At 58.8% G+C, this 20,058-nt stretch carries 18 protein-coding genes and 1 other RNA gene; 9 read left to right on the top strand and 10 right to left on the bottom strand.

All coding sequences use genetic code 11. The annotated features are described in order from the left end of the window. From ettA to metF, 3 genes are all read left to right on the top strand, one after another. Complete coding sequence (gene ettA, locus AT6N2_RS00005) at positions 1–1,650, top strand: energy-dependent translational throttle protein EttA (RefSeq protein ID WP_004442830.1); 1,650 nt, start codon at positions 1–3, stop codon at positions 1,648–1,650. A gap of 157 nt (positions 1,651–1,807) precedes the next feature. Next, positions 1,808–2,821, top strand: coding sequence for an ArsR/SmtB family transcription factor (locus AT6N2_RS00010; RefSeq protein WP_063950600.1), 1,014 nt, complete (start codon positions 1,808–1,810; stop codon positions 2,819–2,821). 1 nt (position 2,822) lies between these two features. Beyond that, entirely contained in the window at positions 2,823–3,716 is an 894-nt protein-coding gene (gene metF, locus AT6N2_RS00015; RefSeq protein WP_063950599.1) for a methylenetetrahydrofolate reductase [NAD(P)H], read from the top strand. Between the two features lie 466 nt (positions 3,717–4,182). Here the strand turns inward: metF and AT6N2_RS00020 are convergent, their stop codons facing one another. The 7 genes from AT6N2_RS00020 to AT6N2_RS00050 form a co-directional block, all read right to left on the bottom strand. Next, positions 4,183–5,409, bottom strand: coding sequence for a lytic murein transglycosylase (locus tag AT6N2_RS00020; protein ID WP_063950598.1), 1,227 nt, complete (start codon positions 5,407–5,409; stop codon positions 4,183–4,185). A 122-nt stretch (positions 5,410–5,531) separates the two neighbouring features. Further along, positions 5,532–6,311, bottom strand: a complete 780-nt coding sequence (locus AT6N2_RS00025; RefSeq protein ID WP_209087549.1) for a glycoside hydrolase family 25 protein — start codon at positions 6,309–6,311, stop codon at positions 5,532–5,534. A gap of 230 nt (positions 6,312–6,541) precedes the next feature. After that, positions 6,542–7,261 carry a class I SAM-dependent methyltransferase gene (locus AT6N2_RS00030; protein WP_209087551.1) on the bottom strand — a complete coding sequence of 240 codons (720 nt, stop codon included), beginning with the start codon at positions 7,259–7,261 and terminating at the stop codon, positions 6,542–6,544. Next, positions 7,258–8,508, bottom strand: coding sequence for a DUF3419 family protein (locus AT6N2_RS00035; protein WP_209087552.1), 1,251 nt, complete (start codon positions 8,506–8,508; stop codon positions 7,258–7,260). The genes AT6N2_RS00030 and AT6N2_RS00035 overlap by 4 nt, the downstream gene beginning before the upstream one ends. Before the next feature lie 301 nt (positions 8,509–8,809). Next, positions 8,810–9,880 carry a lytic transglycosylase domain-containing protein gene (locus AT6N2_RS00040; RefSeq protein ID WP_144577340.1) on the bottom strand — a complete coding sequence of 357 codons (1,071 nt, stop codon included), beginning with the start codon at positions 9,878–9,880 and terminating at the stop codon, positions 8,810–8,812. Between the two features lie 123 nt (positions 9,881–10,003). Beyond that, on the bottom strand, positions 10,004–10,639 hold the full coding sequence (locus AT6N2_RS00045) for a LysE family translocator (protein ID WP_063950593.1): 636 nt from the start codon (positions 10,637–10,639) through the stop codon (positions 10,004–10,006). 51 nt (positions 10,640–10,690) lie between these two features. Next, entirely contained in the window at positions 10,691–11,902 is a 1,212-nt protein-coding gene (locus AT6N2_RS00050; RefSeq protein WP_209087554.1) for a pyrophosphate--fructose-6-phosphate 1-phosphotransferase, read from the bottom strand. A gap of 319 nt (positions 11,903–12,221) precedes the next feature. Here AT6N2_RS00050 and AT6N2_RS00055 point away from each other — a divergent pair, with 319 nt between their 5' ends. The 6 genes from AT6N2_RS00055 to rnpB all read left to right on the top strand — a co-directional run bounded on the left by AT6N2_RS00055 (position 12,222) and on the right by rnpB (position 17,518). After that, positions 12,222–12,962 carry a J domain-containing protein gene (locus AT6N2_RS00055; protein ID WP_063950791.1) on the top strand — a complete coding sequence of 247 codons (741 nt, stop codon included), beginning with the start codon at positions 12,222–12,224 and terminating at the stop codon, positions 12,960–12,962. Beyond that, complete coding sequence (locus AT6N2_RS00060; RefSeq protein ID WP_063950590.1) at positions 12,959–13,738, top strand: N-acetylmuramoyl-L-alanine amidase; 780 nt, start codon at positions 12,959–12,961, stop codon at positions 13,736–13,738. Before AT6N2_RS00055 ends, AT6N2_RS00060 begins: the two co-directional genes overlap by 4 nt. A 248-nt stretch (positions 13,739–13,986) precedes the next feature. Further along, complete coding sequence (locus AT6N2_RS00065) at positions 13,987–14,526, top strand: lytic transglycosylase domain-containing protein (RefSeq protein WP_063950589.1); 540 nt, start codon at positions 13,987–13,989, stop codon at positions 14,524–14,526. Positions 14,527–14,622: 96 nt separating this feature from the next. Beyond that, a complete protein-coding gene (locus AT6N2_RS00070) occupies positions 14,623–15,810 on the top strand; it encodes an NAD(P)/FAD-dependent oxidoreductase (RefSeq protein ID WP_209087556.1) in 1,188 nt (395 codons plus the stop codon). A 59-nt stretch (positions 15,811–15,869) separates the two neighbouring features. Continuing rightward, a complete protein-coding gene (locus AT6N2_RS00075) occupies positions 15,870–17,060 on the top strand; it encodes an FAD-dependent oxidoreductase (protein WP_209087558.1) in 1,191 nt (396 codons plus the stop codon). 56 nt (positions 17,061–17,116) lie between these two features. Further along, an RNA gene (gene rnpB, locus AT6N2_RS00080) (RNase P RNA component class A) lies at positions 17,117–17,518 on the top strand. 24 nt (positions 17,519–17,542) lie between these two features. On the opposite strand, the gene AT6N2_RS00085 is transcribed toward rnpB, so the two are convergent. Genes AT6N2_RS00085 through AT6N2_RS00095 form a run of 3 tightly spaced genes read right to left on the bottom strand, consistent with a single transcriptional unit; the run spans position 17,543 to position 19,706 of the window. Then, entirely contained in the window at positions 17,543–18,700 is a 1,158-nt protein-coding gene (locus AT6N2_RS00085) for a glutathionylspermidine synthase family protein (protein ID WP_209087560.1), read from the bottom strand. A 1-nt stretch (position 18,701) separates the two neighbouring features. After that, positions 18,702–19,295 (bottom strand): DUF1190 domain-containing protein, encoded by a 594-nt coding sequence (locus tag AT6N2_RS00090; protein ID WP_209087562.1) that lies wholly within the window; start codon positions 19,293–19,295, stop codon positions 18,702–18,704. 9 nt (positions 19,296–19,304) lie between these two features. Then, on the bottom strand, positions 19,305–19,706 hold the full coding sequence (locus tag AT6N2_RS00095) for a DUF350 domain-containing protein (protein ID WP_209089561.1): 402 nt from the start codon (positions 19,704–19,706) through the stop codon (positions 19,305–19,307). Between the last annotated feature and the right edge of the window lie 352 nt (positions 19,707–20,058).

The raw sequence follows: 20,058 nt of genomic DNA on the forward strand, positions 1-20,058 counted from the left end.
ATGGCACGTCAATTCATCTATCACATGGCTGGGCTGAACAAGTCCTATGGCGCGAAGAAGGTTCTGGAGAACGTTCATCTCTCCTTCTACCCTGATGCCAAGATCGGTATCCTCGGCCCGAACGGCGCCGGTAAGTCGACCGTTCTCAAGATCATGGCCGGCCTCGACAAGGAATATACCGGTGAAGCCTGGCTCGCCGAAGGTGCGACGCTCGGCTATCTCGAGCAGGAGCCGAAGCTCGACGAAAACAAGACCGTCATGCAGAACGTCATGGAAGGCGTGGCGAGCAAGACGGCGATCGTCGACCGCTATAATGAATTGATGATGAACTATTCCGACGAAACGGCGGAAGAGGGCGCAAAGCTTCAGGACATCATCGACAGCCAGAACCTCTGGGACCTCGAAAATCAGGTCGAAATGGCCATGGACGCCCTGCGTTGCCCGCCCGGCGATTCGCCCGTGACCGGCCTTTCCGGTGGTGAGCGCCGCCGCGTGGCCCTGTGCCGCCTGCTGCTGTCGCAGCCGGACCTGCTGCTGCTCGACGAACCGACCAACCATCTGGATGCTGAAACCATCGCCTGGCTGGAAAAGCACCTGCGCGACTATCCCGGCGCCGTGATGATGATCACCCACGACCGCTACTTCCTCGACAACGTTACGGGCTGGATTCTCGAACTCGACCGCGGCCGCGGCATTCCTTACGAGGGCAATTACTCCGCTTACCTGCAGGCGAAAGCCAAGCGCATGCAGCAGGAAGCCCGTGAAGATGCCTCGCGTCAGAAGGCCATCAGCCGTGAACAGGAATGGATCGCCTCCAGTCCCAAGGCCCGCCAGACGAAATCCAAGGCCCGTATCAAGGCCTATGACGAGCTGGTGGAAGCCGCGGAAAACCGTCGTCCCGGCGATGCGCAGATCGTTATCCCGGTTGCTGAGCGTCTCGGGCGTGTGGTCATCGAGGCCGAGAACCTCACCAAATCCTATGGCGACCGCGTGCTGATCGAGAACCTGTCCTTCAAGCTGCCGCCCGGCGGTATTGTCGGCGTCATCGGCCCGAACGGTGCCGGTAAGACGACGCTGTTCAAAATGATCACCGGCCAGGAAAAGCCCGATAGCGGTTCCGTGACTGTCGGTGACACGGTTCAGCTCGGTTACGTCGACCAGAGCCGCGATGCGCTGGCGGGTGACAAGACCGTTTGGGAAGAAATCTCCGGCGGCAACGACATCATCAAGCTCGGCAAGTTCGAAGTGAACTCGCGCGCCTATTGCGGCGCCTTCAACTTCAAGGGCGGCGATCAGCAGCAGAAGGTCGGCAACCTCTCGGGTGGTCAGCGCAACCGCGTTCACCTCGCCAAGATGCTGAAGGCCGGCGGCAACGTGCTCCTGCTCGACGAACCGACCAACGACCTCGATACGGAAACGCTGGCAGCGCTTGAAGAAGCGCTGGAAGCCTTCGCCGGTTGCGCCGTGATCATCAGCCACGACCGCATGTTCCTCGACCGTCTGGCGACGCACATCCTCGCCTTCGAGGGTGACAGCCATGTGGAATGGTTCGAGGGCAACTTCGAAGACTACGAAAAGGACAAGGTCCGCCGCCTCGGCCCGGAGAGCATCAAGCCGGGCCGGGTCAGCTACAAGCGTCTGACGCGCTGATCCTTTACCAAGAGATCCAGGAAGGCCCGCCGCAAAGCGGGCCTTTTTCTTTTCATGAACAGACTTGGTGACGAAGACCGCACTTAGTGCTTGCATCAAACGCAACATCGACATAAAGATATCTTTATATCTTGATTAGAGTGTGAGGCATCGCAGAGTGGCGTTCGGTCTGGACAAATTGGTGGATCTGTTGAAGGCGGCGGGTGAAACGACGCGCTTCCGCCTGCTGGCGCTTCTGGCGGCTGGCGACTTGACCGTCACGGACCTGACCGAGATTCTCGGCCAGTCGCAGCCGCGCATTTCCCGTCACTTGAAGCTTCTCACGGAAGAGGGACTGATCGAGCGGTATCAGGAAGGTGCCTGGGCGTATTTCCGCTTGCGGCAGGATGGCGAGCCTGCAAGTGTCGTCCGCCAGCTGCTTGCGGCGGCGTCCCCTTCAGATGCGGTTCTGCAGCGTGACAGCGAGCGGCTTGCCGCCGTCAAACGGGTGCGGGCGGAGCGGGCGCAGGACTATTTCAGCCGCAACGCGTCGGCCTGGGACGAGTTGCGTCGCCTGCATGTCAGCGACGAGGCCGTGGAAGGCGCGCTTCTGAAGCTGGTGGGAACGACACCGGTTGATTCCCTCCTTGATCTGGGTACCGGCACGGGCCGTATCCTGCAGCTGCTGAGCGGCATCTATCGCCGCGCGATCGGTGTGGATGCCAGCCGCGACATGCTGTCGGTGGCGCGCGCCAATCTTGACAAGGCGGGCGTCGTCAACGCTTCCGTGCGCCACGGTGATATTCTGAACCTGCCGCTGGAAGGACAGGATTTCGATTTGATCGTCATCCATCAGGTACTGCATTTCCTCGACCAGCCGGAAATCGCTCTGTCTGAGGCCGCGCGCATGCTGCGCCCCGGCGGGCGACTGATCGTCATCGATCTTGCGCCGCATTCCTTCGAATATCTGCGTGATGAGCACGCGCATGTGCGGCTCGGTTTCTCACACCCGCTGATGGAAGAGTGGATGAAGAAGGCCGGGCTGTCTCTGGAGCGCGCCGTCGATCTTCATTCTGAAAAGGCGTCGGACGAAGCTCTGGACGTTACGATCTGGGTTGCCCGCGACCAGCGGCTGCTGATGGCAGACGATGTGGCGCAAGAGGCGGTTTTACTTCGCTCCGGGAGGGCATGACATGTTGAGATCGGAAAACACGCGCCACAATGGCAATATCCGACTGTCTTTCGAGTTTTTCCCGCCGAAGAACGCCGAGATGGAAACCCAGCTTTGGGAGACGGTCGACGAGCTGAAGAAGTGGAACCCGGATTTCGTCTCCGTCACCTACGGGGCTGGCGGTTCCACCAAGGCGCCGACGCTGGACGCAGTGCGCCGCATGATCGGCGACAGCCATCTGCCGACGGCCGCGCATCTGACCTGCGTCGATGCCAGCCGCGACGAAGTGCATCAGGTCGTCGAGGAGTTTCGCAACGCCGGCGTGCGTCATTTCGTGGCGCTGCGTGGTGATCCCTCGACCGGCATCGGCACGGCCTATCAGCCGCATCCGCAAGGCTACGAGAACGCTGCCGCGCTGGTCAGGGGCCTCAAGGACCTCGGCGACTTCGAAATTTCCGTCTCCGCCTATCCGGAAAAGCACCCGGAAAGCGAAAGTGACGCCGTCGATATCGATATGCTGAAGCGGAAGGCTGATAACGGTGCGACACGGGCGCTGACGCAGTTCTTCTTCGATAATGACGTCTTCGAGCGTTATCTGGAGCGCGTGACGGCGGCAGGCATCACCATTCCTGTTGTGCCCGGCATCATGCCGATCCAGAATCTGACGCAGCTCAAGCGTTTCGCAGGTCGCTGCGGTACCAGCATCCCCGCCTTTCTGGATGAGCGTTTCGAAGGTTACGACGAGGATATCGACGGCCGTGCCCGTGTCGCGGCAGAGGTTGCCGCCGAGCAGATCGCCGACCTTCAGCGGCGCGGCGTCAGCGAGTTTCACCTCTACACCATGAACCGCGCGCCACTGGTCAACGCTGTGCTGGAAAATCTGGGGCTGGAGCGTCTGCGCCGTAGCGCGGCCTGATGTGACGCCCGACGGTAGCCGAATACAAAAAAGCGCAGGTCCCAAGGGATCTGCGCTTTTTAAATTCGTGTCATCTACGGTTCTTTACTGCGTTTGGTCTTCACGTTTCGTCAGATGAAAAGCATCATCGCCACGAACAAAAACGCCAAACCGACTGCCAAGGCATTGAGAGATTTTGTAAGTCCCATGGGTGCCTCCTCTTGTTGACAGGTTCGATAATATGACCGTTTTGTGGCGGTTGAAAAGCGCTTTCTGTGATGCGCTGCAGCACGGTTTGCCACGCCGTGAAAAAGCGTTTTCGGTAATTTATTGAAAATAAACGATTATTAATCAATCACGCAGTGCTTCAGAGGTTTAAAAAAAGTAAATGACCGGGGTGTTATCCCCAGTCATCCAGTCGAGATTAGCGATTTCCGCCTTGATTCCGGCCGACAGATTAAAGGCCGGAGGGCGCCATTAATACTTGTTAAAGCGCCTGCAGAAGCGCTGCCGTTGGCCAGCCGTCCGCCGGCATGCCCAGGCGCTGCTGCTCCTTCTGGATCGCGACGCGGGTGCCGGAACCGAGAATGCCATCCACCTTGCCGACATTGTGGCCACGGGCTTCGAGCTTGGTCTGAAGCTGCTTCATGGTGGCGTCATCGAAGCCGGGATCGGGGTTGCCCTTGTCATAGACCGGGCCGCCCATCAGGCGGGTGGCGAAATAGGCGGCCGAGGTCGTGTAGATGAACGACTGGTTCCATTCCAGATAGATGTTGAAGTTCGGATAGGTCAGGAAGGTCGGTCCCTTGCGGCCCTGCGGCATGATGAGGGCGGCGGGGAGGGTTGCGAAGGTCTTGTTGCCATCGCGTGGGGTGACACCTAGCGCAAACCATTCGCCAGCGGTCAGCGGGCCGCCGAGGCCGGATTTTTCCCAGGGCAGGTTTTCCGGCAGGGAAACTTCCTGAATCCAGGGTTCGCCCTTCTTGAAACCGAGATGCTGGATGAATTTCGCTGCGGTCAGGATGGCGTCGGGCGCACTGCTCTTGACGTTGATATGACCGTCGCCATCACCATCGACACCGAAAGCGATGATGTCCTTTGGCAGCATCTGGACCTGGCCGATTTCACCGGCCCATGCGCCCGTATTGGTGGCGGGATCTAGATCACCATGCTGAACCATTTCGATCAGCGCCAGCAGTTGCGGACGGAAGAGCTCCGGGCGGCGGCAATCATGCGACAGGGTTACCAGCGCGTTGCGGGTGTTGAAATCGCCCTGAACGGCGCCAAAGTCGGTCTCCATGGCCCAGAAGGCGGCAATGACGCCAGCGGGCACGCCAAACTCATTTTCGGCGCGGGCGAAGGTGGAGGAGAGCTCCTGCAGTTTCTTGCGGCCAATATCAAGGCGCGCCTGACTGACGGTGCGCTGTGAGAATTCGAGGAAGGTCTGGCGGAAAACACCCTGTGCGCGGTCACGCGAGAGCACCTTCTGGTCGATCTGCGCGCCAGCCAACGCCTTCTGGATGGCGTCTGCCGGAATGCCCTTGGCCAGCGCGTCGGCCTTGACGCCTTCAAGGAACGTGCCGAGATCACCACCACAGGCGACCTGCTTGGGATCGTCAGGCGAGGCAACCGGTGGCGTGGCGAGGGCTGCACTGGAAGACAAAAGAGACAGAGCGGCGGCAAAAATGATGCTGCGCGACCGGAACGTGGGCATGGGAATTTCCTCGATAGGTTGTTAGCCCGCTTTACCCATATGTTTGCGACAAAAAAACGGATCGGGCGATCTGACGTGGTTGAACAACGCCGAATTTTAGAAAGTGTTGCTTCTTGGCCGTTCTATTTGGCCGAAGCGATCCATTTCCGCCAGTTTTTCTCGCTTCCGGCAAAGACGTTGATGTCGGTGGGACCGTTCACCCCGGGCACGACGCCGGTGGCGGTGTATTGCCAGAAAGCCCATTTGCGGTCTTCGTAAATCTTGGCCGGATGGGCTGCGACGGAACGCACCCAAAAATGGTAGTCATTGAACTGGCCGACGAGATTGTCGCGGTGGAAATCAACAGAGGTATAGATGATCGGGCGTTTGCCGTAATGCGCCTCGATGCGGTCGAGGAAGCGCTTCATCTCGGCGCGGACGATGCCGGGGGCAGGGCGCGTCTTGCAGGTGGGCGAGGAGGGGTTCCATTCCACATCCAGAACCGGCGGCAATGTAACCGCGTCCTTCGGCACGTTTCTGATGAACCAGTCGGCCTGAGCGTCAGCGGTCGAGCAGAAATAATAGAAATGGTATGGCGCGTGCAGGATATTGGCGGCTGCCGCACTGCGCCAATGGTCGCCGAATTTCGGATCGATGCGATCCGATCCTTCGGTCGCCTTGATGAAGACGAAGGAAACGCCTGATTTGCGAACGGTTTGCCAGTCGACATCGCCATTCCACTTGGAGACGTCGATGCCGTGGACCTCATGCCGGTGCGGATTGTTGACACCGAAATCCTGCGGATCGGTATCGGAGAACTTCGGCTTGGAAACGGATGCGGTTTCCAGCAGGTCATAGCTGGTGGAGGTGCAGCCGCCGATCAGCAGCAAAGCAGTGAGTAACGCTGATAAACGCAGCCGCATTGGAACCCTGAGGAATATGTTGCCCACCCGGCTGCGAAACGACGCGCCGTATCTCCCGATTTACCCATAACATGGTAAACAAAGTGATATGGCAAGGGCTGACGTGCTTTTTGCCCTGCGCAAGTCGCTGAATTCGTAGCGATTTGCTCCATCGTCGCGTGATTGGGTGCGGACACGGCCCGAAAACGCTGATGTCTCGGACGAGGGAGCGTCTATTCGGCGCTCGTTAATCAGGCATCCGCCAACAGGCGCTGGATTTTCGGATGCTCGACATCGGCGACCGGAAGCGTGATGACGGCCCGCCAGGCATAACCCCTGGCGATTTCTTCAAATTCGAGATCGCCATCGAAACGGCCAGCCATATTGGCCAGAACATAACGAAGATTGGCGCGGGGCGTAACGTGAAAACGCGTGAGCCACGCTTGCAGGAGGCTGCGGAACCACGTCGGCAACTGCTCCTGCTGGCCGAAATCGACGATATGCAGCGAACCACCGGGCTTCAGAGCCTTGAGCGCCTGTTCGATCGCTTTTTCCCAGTCTGGTATCATAGACAGCGCATAGGGTATCATGACCCGGTCGAAACCGTCGGCCTGGCCGAATTCCGACGCGCGAAAGGCGGTGGCATCGGCGACACGCAGAATGGGGCGTTCTGCCTTGCCGGCAAAATTCTCGGACGCGGTCAGCAGCATTTCTGCGGATATATCGAGGCCGAAGAGCTTGGCGTCGGGAAATCGGCGGCCCGCCAGCAGGAGGTTTCGACCGGTGCCGCAGCCGATTTCCAGCAGCGTGCCGCCCTTCGGTACATCGAGGCAGGATATGGTCCGGTCACGGCCGAGAAGGTAATATTTGCGGGTGATATCGTAGATGTGCCGCTGGTGGCGATACATGCGGTCCATGAGGCTCGCATGGGCGCTGTCTGCAAGGCTCACATTCTCGCCAATGGTCTTCATGCCAAAGCCCTCTGGTAAATATGGAAGCCGCCATAAATGGCCGAGCGGTCCATGGCATTGAGCTCGTTCGAGCGCTCCTCGAGATAGGCCCACTGGTCGCGAATGTCAGGCGAAAGCCGGCCTTCGATGACACTCGTTTCGGCCGCCGTACGGAAGATGACACGCGCGCCTGGTGCGGCGGTGCGGCTGATCTGTGACCACAACTCGTTGAGTTGCACGTCCGTCATCCAGTCCTGTGCGTCGAGCAGGATGTAGCGGTCGACGGCGTTTGCGGGCTTGCGTGAGAGAAGCTCGGTATAGGTTGCGTGATGGACGGTGACGCGGACGGTGTTGTTACGGATCGTCTCGTAATATTCCGGTTTGAGATAGGCGGGCAGGGCGCCCTCATGCGGCTCGGGATAACGGCGCGCGAAGGCCTGCCAGGCGAAATAATTGTCGCTGAGCGGGAAGTTGCAGGCAAGCTTTGCCAGACGCTCCTTGAGGACGGACGCAACGGTACCGTCGCTGGAAAGGCTGGCCAGCTCGTCATATTGGCGCGGCGGAATGCCGAGGCCGAAAAGCGAGCTTTTGCGCTTCGTCAGCCAGCGCACCACCGGCTTGTCAAACAGCGGCGCGACCTTGCTGTCAAAAAACTGGCGCTGTTCATCGAGCGTGCGGGTCTTGGCCATTTCTGTAAGCTTCACGCCATGCAGCCGGGCCATGAGGTGGCCCGCGCCAATGAAGCGGCCCAGCAGGCCGGTGCGATAGATGTTCCGGTCGAACACCGAAATGCGCCGGCGGCCGGATAGGGTGCGCTTCGACCAGTAGGCCCTGGTTGTGGCATCGAGATGCTCGGCTATGAAACGGTCATAACCGACGCTGTTGCTGCGGTGATTGGCGCGGCCGAAGTGGCGCACGACGTCCTGGTGCGCCGGCAGATGGCGGAAGGCGGCAAGCTTCAGCTTGTTCAGCGCGATATGGTGCGGATTGAGGTCTACCACATCGATGCTGGCGGGGTTGCGCGACAGATAGGCGAGCATGTTACAGCCGCCGGAGCCGATGGTGACGATGCGGTGGCCGTCGCCAAGCTGCATCGCCTCCATATCGATCTCAGGGTCTTCCCAAATCTGCGGATAGACGAGGCCGGAAAAGAGGACGCCGAAAAAACGCTCCGACAGGCCGCTTTTGGAGAGTGCCTTGTGCTGGAGCAATGCAGACTTCAGTTTGGTATTCTTGCTGAAGCCGGTCTTGGGTGCCGCACTCGTCATCTAATCACCTCTCAGTCATTGAGAGGCGTCTACAGCCGTGACGCTACAATTTGATGACAAGGGCTGTGGGTGAAATCACGGCATCGAAAAGACGATGTGGTCCATCGGCGTCGACGCAGCGGGCGGGACCCCGTTCCACACGACGTCTTCCTCGGGCTCGACCCGAGGATCCATAACGGACTGCAATCGTGGATACTCGGGTCAAGCCCGAGGAAGACGAAGAGAAAATTTCAGGCGCTTTTGTCACCGGTGTCGAGAAGCCGGACGAATTCAGGCGGCGTCTCCAACCGAGCCGATGCGATTACTTGCGCAGAACGTGCAGCATACCCTTGCGCTTGGCATCGTAATAATAACCGCGCGCATAAAGCCGCACGGCGTTGTCGCGGTCGTTGCCTGCAACGACCCATGCGCCACGCAGATATTTGACGGCGTATTTGAGATTGGTTTCGGCGTCGAACAGGCCGGAGGCCGGGCCATCAAAGCCCATGGAGCGAGCCGTCGCGTGCCTGATCTGCATCAGGCCGAAATTGCCGCTGCTGTAGGCGCCGGGATTATATTTGCTTTCACGCTGCACGACGCGATGAACCAGATCTTCCGGCACATCATACATGGTGGCGTATTTGGTAATCAGCCCGCTCAGCTTTTCGCGTCCCGCCGGCGCGGCGTTCAGCGGCGCGGTCATTGATTCGTTCTGCCTGATGGCAGCAAGAGCAGCGTTTGTGGGCCCGGCGGCATAGGCCAGAACCGTGCTGCCCGGTTTCGGCATCGGGATGACCTTGCGTTCCGCTGTCAGTTCGGTGCCGATCGAGGGCGAGCCGGGCGGCGGCGGAGCGGGCGGGAAGCTGCCCTTGACGGCAACCACCTGCGGCAAATCGGCGGCAGAGTTGTGGGCAATTGGCTTGGCGGCCGTTTCGATGGCTGCTGACGCGTGCGTCATGGTTGCCGGAGCAAGCGCCGCAGCCGTGGTCGGCGCAGCGGACGCTTCGGCGGTCTGTGCCATCTCGGTCTGCTGCGGCTGCATCTGTGCCGAGATGGCTGCAGCGGCTGCAATCTCAGAGGCTGGCGGCAGGGCCACGCGTCCGCCCTTGACGGCGACGGCAGTGGGAAGTGCTGTTGCTGAAGAAGCTGCTCCGGCTTCGGCAGTCTGAACTGTCTGTGTGGCAGGTGTACCGCCTGCAGCGGTTTCAACGGTTGCTGGCTGCGCTGATGCTTCGGCTGTATTTGTGGGAGTCACCGTTGTGATTTTCGGGCCATTGGGACCTTCCTTGGCGGCATATTCGACGCTGGTGCATGCGCTCAATGCCAGTGCCAGACCCACGGTGGAAGACAGAAGAAGTGCACTTCTTCCGCGGAATTTTCCCGAATTTCGCATGTTGCCGCCTTCGTTAGCCCGTCTCTTGATACCCCCGCGTCAAGCGAAGCAGGCAGTGACCCGTCGCGCTTTCATTAACCTATTGTAAGGATAGCGGCAAGCCGGGACGTCACAGAGGACGTTTCAGGCCGCGATTCGCCGGTAGCCCGCGCTGACGGCGCGGCCGGAAATGAAGTGTGTGCGGTATTTCGCCCTTATCTTTTTGTCACCTGACATGCGGCGCACCAGCGCAAGCGTCGGTCCGGCAAGCAGGGCCTGTACCGTGAGAATGACAAGCGTCATAAGCAGGATGGCCGCCTGCGCCATCGCCAGGGTTTCGATCGTGTTGCCGGAGGCCGAGACGAACTGCGGCAGCAGCGCCAGAAAAAACGCGAAATAGCGCGGGCGAAGTGCCGAAATCCCATAACAATCGCGGAAGATGCCGCTCCAGGATTTGCCCGGCAGATTGTCATTGTCGGCATTTGCCGCCTGGGCTGCCGGCGTGGCAAAAGTCCATAGCAGAAACAGCATCAGCCAGCCAATGCCAGCCCATTGCACGATTTCTACAAAGGATTGAGGGAGATAGGTGAGACCGGCGACCGGAATGGCCGAGATCGTCATCGCGGTGACGATGCCGAGAGCGCCTCCGGTGACCGAGGCAAAGATCGTCTTCCTGCCACGAATCGCGGCATAGGAGGCGACAGAAAATACAAGGGGGGAGGGAAGTGCGAACACAACGGCACATGCTGCGCAAAAAATCAGCCAGGCCTGTCCAGACATTCTCTTCCTCCTTGCCCTCCCTGTCGCCGTCTATTTTAGACTATCGTAAAATCAGGCCGCTGTGAACGGCTGACCGACGTGTTCCATCACTTCGGTGAACCATTTTGCAGAGAGGTCGAAATGCTTTCCGCCCTTGATACGCGGAAACTCGATGGTCCGCAATTTGCCTTTTTGATCTTCGTCGTGACCGGTGACGCCGGAGACCTTATTGAGGGCGCTTTCCACCGCGAGATCGACCATGCCCTGGATGAGACGCAAATCGTCGCCATTGGCTGGTGCTGAACGGGCGAAATAGCCCGATTTCTGCACCATCGAGCGTTCCGCGCCGATCAGGCTGGCAAACTGTTTCTGGAACCAGCCGCCGACATTGATGGTATCGATCTTCACGTGGCCGAATGCGTCGCGCTTGACCGCCTCGCCGGAAGCTTCGCGCTCCGCGACGATGGAATCGAGGCCGGCTCCTTCAGAGACGAACAGCGTGACGTAGCCGTGTCGGTCCATGATTTCCTTGAGCCGCTCTGCTTCGGCTTCAATGTCGAAGGTCATTTCCGGCAGGTAGATGCCGTCGATGTTCTTCATCTGCGAGTTCATCATCAGTCCTTCGACATACGCGTTGCCGCGGGTCTTCTGGATATAGGCGCGGGCGGTGGCCGCCGTCAGCCAGCCGCAGTGGCGGCCCATGACTTCATGGATGACGAAAGTTTTGGGTGCTGCGCTCTGCTCGTTGCTGACATTGTCGAAGAAGGATGCCCCGACTTCGGCGGCTGTCCAGGCGCCAAGCGACTGCTTGATCGGGACCACGTCGTTATCCACCGTCTTCGGCAGGCCGACAACGGTGAGGTCATAACCGTTCGCACCGAGATAGGCGGCAAGGTCCGCGGCCGTCGTGTTTGTGTCGTCGCCGCCAATCGTGTGGAGAATGGTGACGCCGTCAGCCGCCAGCCGGTCAGCCGCGACGCGCAGCGGATTGTCGCCTTCCTTGACCAGGCCACGTTTGGCGCAATCGGCGGCATTGGTGAGCTTGACGCGGCTGTTGCCGATCGGCGAGCCGCCGTAACGGTGCAGTAGATGCGCTTTCTCGCGCATGTCCCTGTTGATTTCGATGCGGTCACCCAAGAGCACGCCCTGATAACCGGAGCGGTAAGCGATGATATCGATTTCGGGTGCGATGTCGCTGTAGCGCTCGATCAGGCCGCCGACCGCCGAAGAGAGACAGGGCGCAAGGCCACCCGCGGTCAGCATTGCGACTTTCTGTTTAGCCATCACGGCTCTCCTTTTCACATTTTCCCAAAATCTTGTCTGGCAAATGGATGCGACAGCCGCGTGTAGGTGTAAAGTGAATTTATGAAGAAAAATGCCGATTTCTTGCGGTTTTTCAGCGGCTTGACGAAATCAGGCGAATATAATCGTTTCAATCGCGGCAAGGATGGGGCCGCCATGGCGTGCTGTGGAAAACCCCGGCATGCGCCGGACGGCGCATCTTGTCCCTCAAGCAAAACTGTCGCAAAGATGAATAAAAGTTAATGCCGCAGTGCAGCCGGAGATATTGCATTCGCGGCGATATGCCGTCATGCTTGCGGGCATGATGTTCGATTTCGCCTGTCTGCAAATTTCATCCCTGTGGGAGCGACTGCTCGGCGCAATCGGCGACGCGGCAGGCAATGCGCTCGGGCGCGTTGTCGAAGCTATCCGAACCCTGTTCGAGGGCGACCCGGAAACCCGCCGCAAGGTATCCTTTTCCGTCGCCATCATCGCCCTCTCCGCCAAGATGGCGAAGGCGGATGGTGTGGTGAACGACGCCGAAGTTCGCGCGTTCCGGCAGATTTTCGATTTCCCGGAAGAAGAAGCAAAGAACGTTGCCCGTCTCTATAACCTCGCGCGTCAGGACGTTGCCGGTTACGAGGCCTATGCCGAGCGGCTGGCTGGTCTTTGTGGTTCCGGTCACGACAATTGCGAGATGCTGGAAAGCGTCATCGACGGCCTTTTTCATATTGCCAAGGCCGATGGGCTGATCCACGAGCGGGAACTCGCTTTCCTCGGTCGCATCGCGGAAATTTTCCATATCACCGAAGATCATTTCGAAACCATCATGGCGCGGCATGTGCATATGGACGGGCGCGACCCCTACCGCGTGCTTGGTGTATCGCCTTCCGACGACTTCCTGGATATCCGCAAGCGTTACCGTTCGTTGGTTGCCGAGCATCACCCGGACAAGCTCATCGCCCGTGGCGTTCCCATGGAATTGCATGCTGCCGCGAATGAGCGTATGGCGGCTCTCAACGCCGCTTATGCGGCCATTGAGAAAGAACGCCGCGTCGCATGAATGACACTCTGCCGGATTTTGTCCCGGATTTCGGGCGCGCTGCCGTTGCGCCCTCGCCCAATCATGGCGAGAGGATCGGCGTTGCTGGCCCCGATATCATTCTTCTCCACTATACCGGCATGACGACGGCTGACGGCGCGCTTTCGTGGCTCTGTAATCCCGAAAGCCAGGTGTCCAGCCACTATTTCGTTTTTGAAGACGGGCGCATCATGCAGCTCGTGCCGGAAACGCGCCGCGCCTGGCATGCGGGCAAAAGCTTCTGGGCGGGGCACGAGGATATCAACTCCCGTTCCATCGGCATCGAAATCGCCAATAAAGGTCATCCCGGCGGGCTGCCGGCGTTTCCGAAAGAGCAGATCGACGCGGTCATCGAATTATGTCGCGATTGCGGCCAACGCTGGAATATAGCGCCTGAAAGGGTGCTTGCGCATTCGGACGTGGCGCCCATCCGCAAGGTCGATCCAGGCGAGAATTTCCCATGGGACATCCTGTCGCGGCAGGGTGTCGGCCACTGGGTTGAACCCGCGCCGATCCGCGGCGGCCGTTTTTTCCAACGCGGGGATCACGGCCAGCCGGTCGAAGCGTTGCAGTCGATGCTGTCCATCTATGGTTACGGCGTTGAAATATCGGGCAATTATTGTGAAAAGACCGAGGGCGCCGTAGCGGCGTTCCAGAGGCACTTCCGGCCCGCGCTGGTGGACGGCATCGCGGATTTTTCGACCATCGACACCCTGCACCGGCTGATTGCCAGTCTACCGAAATTTTCGGTCGCCTGAACGCGGGTTTTGGAAAATGAATCCCGGCATGTGCCTCTAGCCAAGTCGCTTTTTTTGACATGCCACAGTTAATCCGCATTGAGGAAGTTTAAGAAGGTCACTGTATGCGGTGACGTTCTTAAGGGGAACCTGCCGTCAATATCAATCAAGGAGACTGGACAGCGGAGAGTCGTGATCGACTTTCCGGGCGTTGATTATTTGTGCCGCTTCATTGGTCCGGTCGTCCGATCTGGAGACTTTTTCTACATATGAACAGGGTTGTTGTTGCTGTCGTCGCGGGCGTTGTTATGCTGGCTTCGCAGGTGGGGATTGCTTTTGCCAAAGATGAGGATGTGAAGACCAAGACCGTGACGTTGGAGACTTTTTTCCGCAAGCCCGGTTACCCCATTCCCGAAAAGAGCCTGCCGGCCTCGCTCAAGAACGACTATTCCGATCTGATCGTCAAATATGCCAAGCGTTATGGCGTCCCCACGAATCTTGCGCATGCGATCGTGTCCGTGGAGAGCAAGTTCAATCCCAAGGCGCGCGGCAGCGCCGGCGAGGTCGGGCTCATGCAGATCAAGCCGGCGACGGCGCGGATGATGGGCTATCGCGGCACGACCAAGGCGCTCTACGATCCCGAGACCAATATCCGCTGGGGCATGCAATATCTGGCCACGGCGCATCAGCTGGGTGGCGGTCAGGTTTGCAGCACGATCCTGCGGTACAATGCCGGCCATGGCGCCACCCGCATGAACCCGGTTTCCCAGCGTTATTGCGGTAAGGTGCAGGCGTTGCTGGCCGGCTGAGGATTTCATCGTCTGCGAAATTGCAAAATTGCGAAAAGCGATTCCGGTTCGGCCCGGCATGCTGTAGTCAGAGGCAAAGCTGATACGGAGCGTGACATGCCGGATTTCAAATACATCGTCGTCGGGGCCGGGATGATGGGAGCGGCCGCGGCGCGGCATCTCTCGGTGCAAACGGATGGCGTGGCGTTGATCGGTCCGGCGGAGCCGGCGGATCGAAAGGCGCATAAGGGCGTCTTTTCAAGCCACTACGACGAGGCGCGAATCACGCGCGGGTTTGACGGCGATCCCGTCTGGGCGGAACTGGCACAACGTTCCATCCGCCGTTATGCCGATATCGAGGCAAAAGGCGGCATCCGCTTTTTCACGGAGGCAGGCTGCCTGTTCACCGGCAACGGCAAGGGGCTTGCCGGCGACTATGTGTCACGCGCGCTGTCCTCGGCCGACCGTCTTGGCCTTGGCGTAGAGACGCTGGGCCATGATGTGGTCTCCGACCGGTTTCCGATGTTTTCCCTGCCTGCCGACCACAGCGGTTACTTCGAGCCGCGCCATGCCGGCCACGTCAACCCGCGCGCTCTGGTAAAGGCGCAATGCGCAATTGCAGAAGCGCAGGGTACGCGGCTGGTGCGGGAAACGGCAGCGCAGATCCGCGATACGGCGCGCGGCGTCAATGTCATCACGCGGGAAGGCGCGACTTACACCGCCGATAAGGTCATTGTTGCGGCCGGCGGCTTCACCAATATGGCGGAACTTCTGCCGTCGCAGGTCGATATGACGGCGACTGGCCGCACCATCGTGTTTTTCGAGCTGGATGAGGCAAGGCAGTCGATATTCGGCACGATGCCATCGACGATTGTGCTTGCCGAAACGGAGGACGACATCGTCTATATCCTTCCGCCGGTGCGGTATCCCGATGGAAAAGTCTATTTGAAGATCGGCGGTGAAAGCGAAAAGGGCAGGCTCGAAACCCTGGCTCAAGCCGTTGGCTGGTTCCATTCTGACGGAACGCCTGCCGAGGTGGAGTCCCTGACGAAAAGAGCCCTGTCATTGATGCCCGAACTTGACGGTTGCCCGGTAACATCAGGTTCCTGTGTCGCCTCGATCACCCGCAGCGGTTATCCCTATATCGGCTATACCCAATCCTCCAACATCGCGGTTTTGACCGGCGGTAATTTCGTTGCGGCCAAATCCTCCGACGAGATCGGGCGGCTTGGCGCGCAGTTGCTTCTGAACGGTCAGCTGACGGAAGATGAATTCGCTGCCGAAATGGCGCCGGTTTTCGTCTGAAATTTTTGTGCCAGACCGCTAAAAGGTTGCAATGGAAGTGAGCGCATAAAGAGGGCGGCATGTCGGGACATTTTAAATATATCGTTGTGGGGCGTGGCATGATGGGTGCTGCGGCCGCCCGCCATCTGGCCGAAACAGTCGATGGCGTCGCGCTGATCGGTCCCGTTGAACCTGCCGACATCAAATCGCATCAGGGTGTCTTCGCCAGCCATTATGATGAGGCGCGGATTACTCGCACTATCGATGGCGATGCCGACTGGGCGTTGCTCGCCAACCGCTCCATCGCGCGCTATGGCGATATTGCGACGAGAAGTGGTGTGGAGTTTTACGCGCCGGTGGGTTGCCTGATGGTGGGGCCCGAACGGGGCGGAAAGAACCCCTTCGTCGAGAATGTTCTGTCCGCAGCCGCCCGGCTTGGCGTTTCCACGGAATTGCTTGAGGACCAGAGCCTGAAAAGCCGCTTTCCCTATTTCTCTTTTGAACAGGGCTGCGAAGGCGTGTTTGAGAGGAACAATGCCGGCTACGTCAACCCGCGCGCGCTGGTGAAAGCGCAGGCGATCCTCGCGGAGAAGGCGGGCGCTATACTGATCGACGACATCGTCGTCTCAACCCGTGAAAACGGTGGCAGGGCATCGGTGCATACCGCTTCAGGCGTGGTTTATACCGCAGACCGCGTGCTGGTGGCGGCTGGCGGCTTCTCGATCATGCAAGATCTGTTGCCCCAGCCTGTGGCGCTGGATGTTTACGCGCGCACTGTCGCTTTCTTTGAGATAGATGAGGGTGACCTTGCGCAATATGCGGGCATGCCGTCGCTGATCTACGAGCCGCGCGACACGACGAAACACATCTACCTGCTGCCGCCGGTCCGCTATCCCGATGGCAAATTCTATCTGAAGATCGGCGGCGATCCCGACGACAAGCGGCTTACAAGCGATCCTGAGATTCGGGGATGGTTCCGCTCCGGTGGCCGGGAAAGCGTGCGGGATCATCTCGCTGGCATCGTCGGAACGCTGGCGCCTTCCGTTGATCTCTCGCGCGTTTCTATGGCGGCCTGCGTTGTATCCAAAACGCAAAGTGGCTATCCGGCCATTGGCTTCACGTCTTCGCCGCGCATTGCCGTTCTGACTGGCGGCAATGGGACGGCGGCCAAGAGCTCGGATGAGATTGGGCGGCTCGGTGCCCTGTTGCTGCGGGACGGACAAATCGCCGATGGTGCCTTCTCGACAGATTTCAAACCGGCATTTCTTTGAGCTTTCCCGTCGCTTTTCGGTGGCTTTCGCTGCGGAACATGGTTATGCAGCCCAAGCCAGTTGGCCGGGCAGCCGCGCTTTACCAATGTCGAAAGACGGTAAGGTGAGGAAAGTCCGGGCTCCACGGAAATACGGTGCCGGATAACGTCCGGCGGGGGCGACCCCAGGGAAAGTGCCACAGAGAGCAAACCGCCATGCTTCGCATGGTAAGGGTGAAAGGGTGGGGTAAGAGCCCACCGCGCTTCTGGTAACAGCGGCGGCAAGGTAAACCCCACCGGGAGCAAGACCGAATAGGGATGACACGGGGCGGGCGAAAGCCCGTTCACAGCCGGTTTCCGGGCCCGTCATCCGGGTGGGTTGCGCGAGGCGGCATGCAAATGCCGTCCCAGATGAATGGCTGCCACGTTCCGGGTCAAACCGGGGCCATACAGAACCCGGCTTACAGGCCAACTGGCGAATTTTCCTCCGAATTTCGGCGAGGGTCATCCCTCGATGATATGGGGAACATAACGGGAGAGATTTGCCGTGATGGGCGAGGCGTCTTCACGAATGCCGAGCCCGCAGGACCGATCACCGACGATCCAGCTTCCGAGCACGGCGTATCCGAACTCGCTCTTGAAGAGGGGTGCGTAGGCCTGAAAAATATACCCCTCTTCGCCATAGCTACCTGGAGCCGACAAGATTTCTCGCCGGTTTCGGTAGAGGCTGACATTTTCGCCTTCGCGCGACAGAAGCGGTTTCACCACATAATCCCGTAATTCATATATTTCAGGATCGTCGGCGAAAAAACTCGGCAGTAGGTTGGGGTGATTGGGGTGGCGCCGCCAAAGCATTGGCAGCAGGCCCTTGTTCGACAACACGGCTTTCCATGCCGGTTCGACGAAAACGCCACTTTGTGCGGGCAATTGGGCGGCAAAGGATTCCCGTAACATGTATTCCCACGGGTAAAGCTTGAAGCAGCGCTCTATGACACGACTCTGGAGGTCAGCATAACGTCCGCTGCCGTCGATGCCGATGTCCCTGATGTCGAGAAACTGGGCGCGGTGGCCAGCCTGAATTGCGCAGTCCATGAGATAAATCGTCGTGCCGCAATCTTCTTGATCGTCGCTCAACGCCGCGAAATGGAAAATCCGGTCTTTCGAGAATTGCCCAAAGGCCTCGATCAGGGCTTCCTGAAGCGAATTGAATTGGTCTGTTTGCGTCGGCAGCGTTCCAAGGGCAACCTGATCCGTCAGCCAATTATATTGAAAATATCCCGTTTCGAAGACGGATGTGGGCGTGTCGGCGTTGTACTCGAGCAGTTTTGCCGGGCCGCGTCCGTCATAGGCAAGATCGAAGCGACCATATAAATGCTGGTCGCCCCGCCGCCAGGAACTCCGGATCATGTCGTGATAATCCCTTGGGATGGCAAGACGGGTTAGCGCCTCCTCGCTGTTTACGATGTCGGCGACGAGATCCATGCACATATCGTGCAGAGCCTGGCTCGGCTCTTCGATCTCGCGCTCGATTTCCTCGAGCCCGAAGCAATAGGCAGCATCATCCACCCAATAAGGCTCGCCGTGCATTTCATGAAAGGAGAAGCCAACGGCATTGGCTTTCTCGCGCCAATCCGGACGCGGCGGAACTGTGATGCGCCGCATGTCAGCTTCCGGAAAAGGAGTGGCCGCCAAATCCGCCGCGGCCCTTGACGTTCGTTTTGGCGTTTAGCGTCTTCACATCATTTGCCAGCCAGCTGCTTGGACCGCCGCCGGACGAGCCGCCGTTCTGTTCGCCCGCTCTCACATCCGGCGTGACGAGATCGCCGTTGCGTTTTCGGTAGGCCGACATCGCGCCCGAGGAACCCGATGTGCCATTTTTCTGTCGGCGACGATAATCACTATAGTCAGCAAAGTTCTCGATAGAGCGAGGCATGGCGAACCCGGCTGGTGAAGGCGTGAAAACGCCCGTGCCGGTCGGGTTGGTGGAATTGAGGTTTTGCTTTAGCTCAGAGCAGTTTCCCGCACCGTATTCCATCTCGCAAGCGACCATATTGCGAAATCTCGGTGCGGTCGCGAGATGATGTTGGCTGGCGTCTTCGGATGCCGCCTGGCAAGCCTTGGGATAAACACCTGAGGCGACGCATTTTTCCACTGAGGTATAAAGTACCTCTTCGTCCGGTGAAAAAGCCATAAAGAGGCCTATTGCGGCAATCGTACCGAGCGCAAGACGCGGATGTTCTGTCACGTCCAAATACATGTCTGTTCCTCAATAGGCCATGCAGGCAGCGTTCAGAATGCCGATGACGACGGCGATGCCGCCACTCCAGAGCCCGGCCGCCACATTGTTCTCGGTTATCTTGAGGTGCAGGTCGGTCATGCTGAGCTTGGCGATGTAGAATGCAAGAACCTGAACCAGCAACCCGATCACTGCCCAGATCACATAGTCGGGAAGGCTGACGGAGTTGGCCGCCGCCGAGGCCAGCGGCAGGCTGAAGCCGATCAACGCCCCCAGAAAGGCGACGACGGCGGCAATGTTGCCGGCCTTGATCAACTCTCCTTCACGATGGGGAGTTAGGCGGGTGTAAACGGCGCAAAAAGCCGCGAGGCAGAGCAGGCTGGTTAGAAAATAACTTATGAAGGCAGGCAAGCCTGCCACGTAATTCAGCATCATTATCTCACAATGAAAACACAACTTCAAAAATCAAAATCAATTGAAAGTTTAAAAAGTCAAGCCGTCGTCGTGTTGTTGTTGAGGAAGAATGACTGTTCTGGCTGAGGCGCACAACGTGTGTCGCTTCGGCATAAATCGGGCCGCAAGCAATTGGTCTGTCGCAAAATGCTATAGATGGCCGGTGACCGCCGGCCTGCGGTTTCCTCGGGCGGCGTCCGCGCCCTTGGAGATTTAATTGACGCGTGTTCCACGTGAACTGGCAAGCATTTGTTTCTCAATCGAAAAAATGGACAAATTTGCCCAGGCTTTCATCGTTTTGATGCCGTATCAGTTTGCAAAGTAAACCATT

The sequence above is a fragment of the Agrobacterium tumefaciens genome, from assembly GCF_017726655.1.
Lineage (GTDB): Bacteria > Pseudomonadota > Alphaproteobacteria > Rhizobiales > Rhizobiaceae > Agrobacterium > Agrobacterium tumefaciens_B.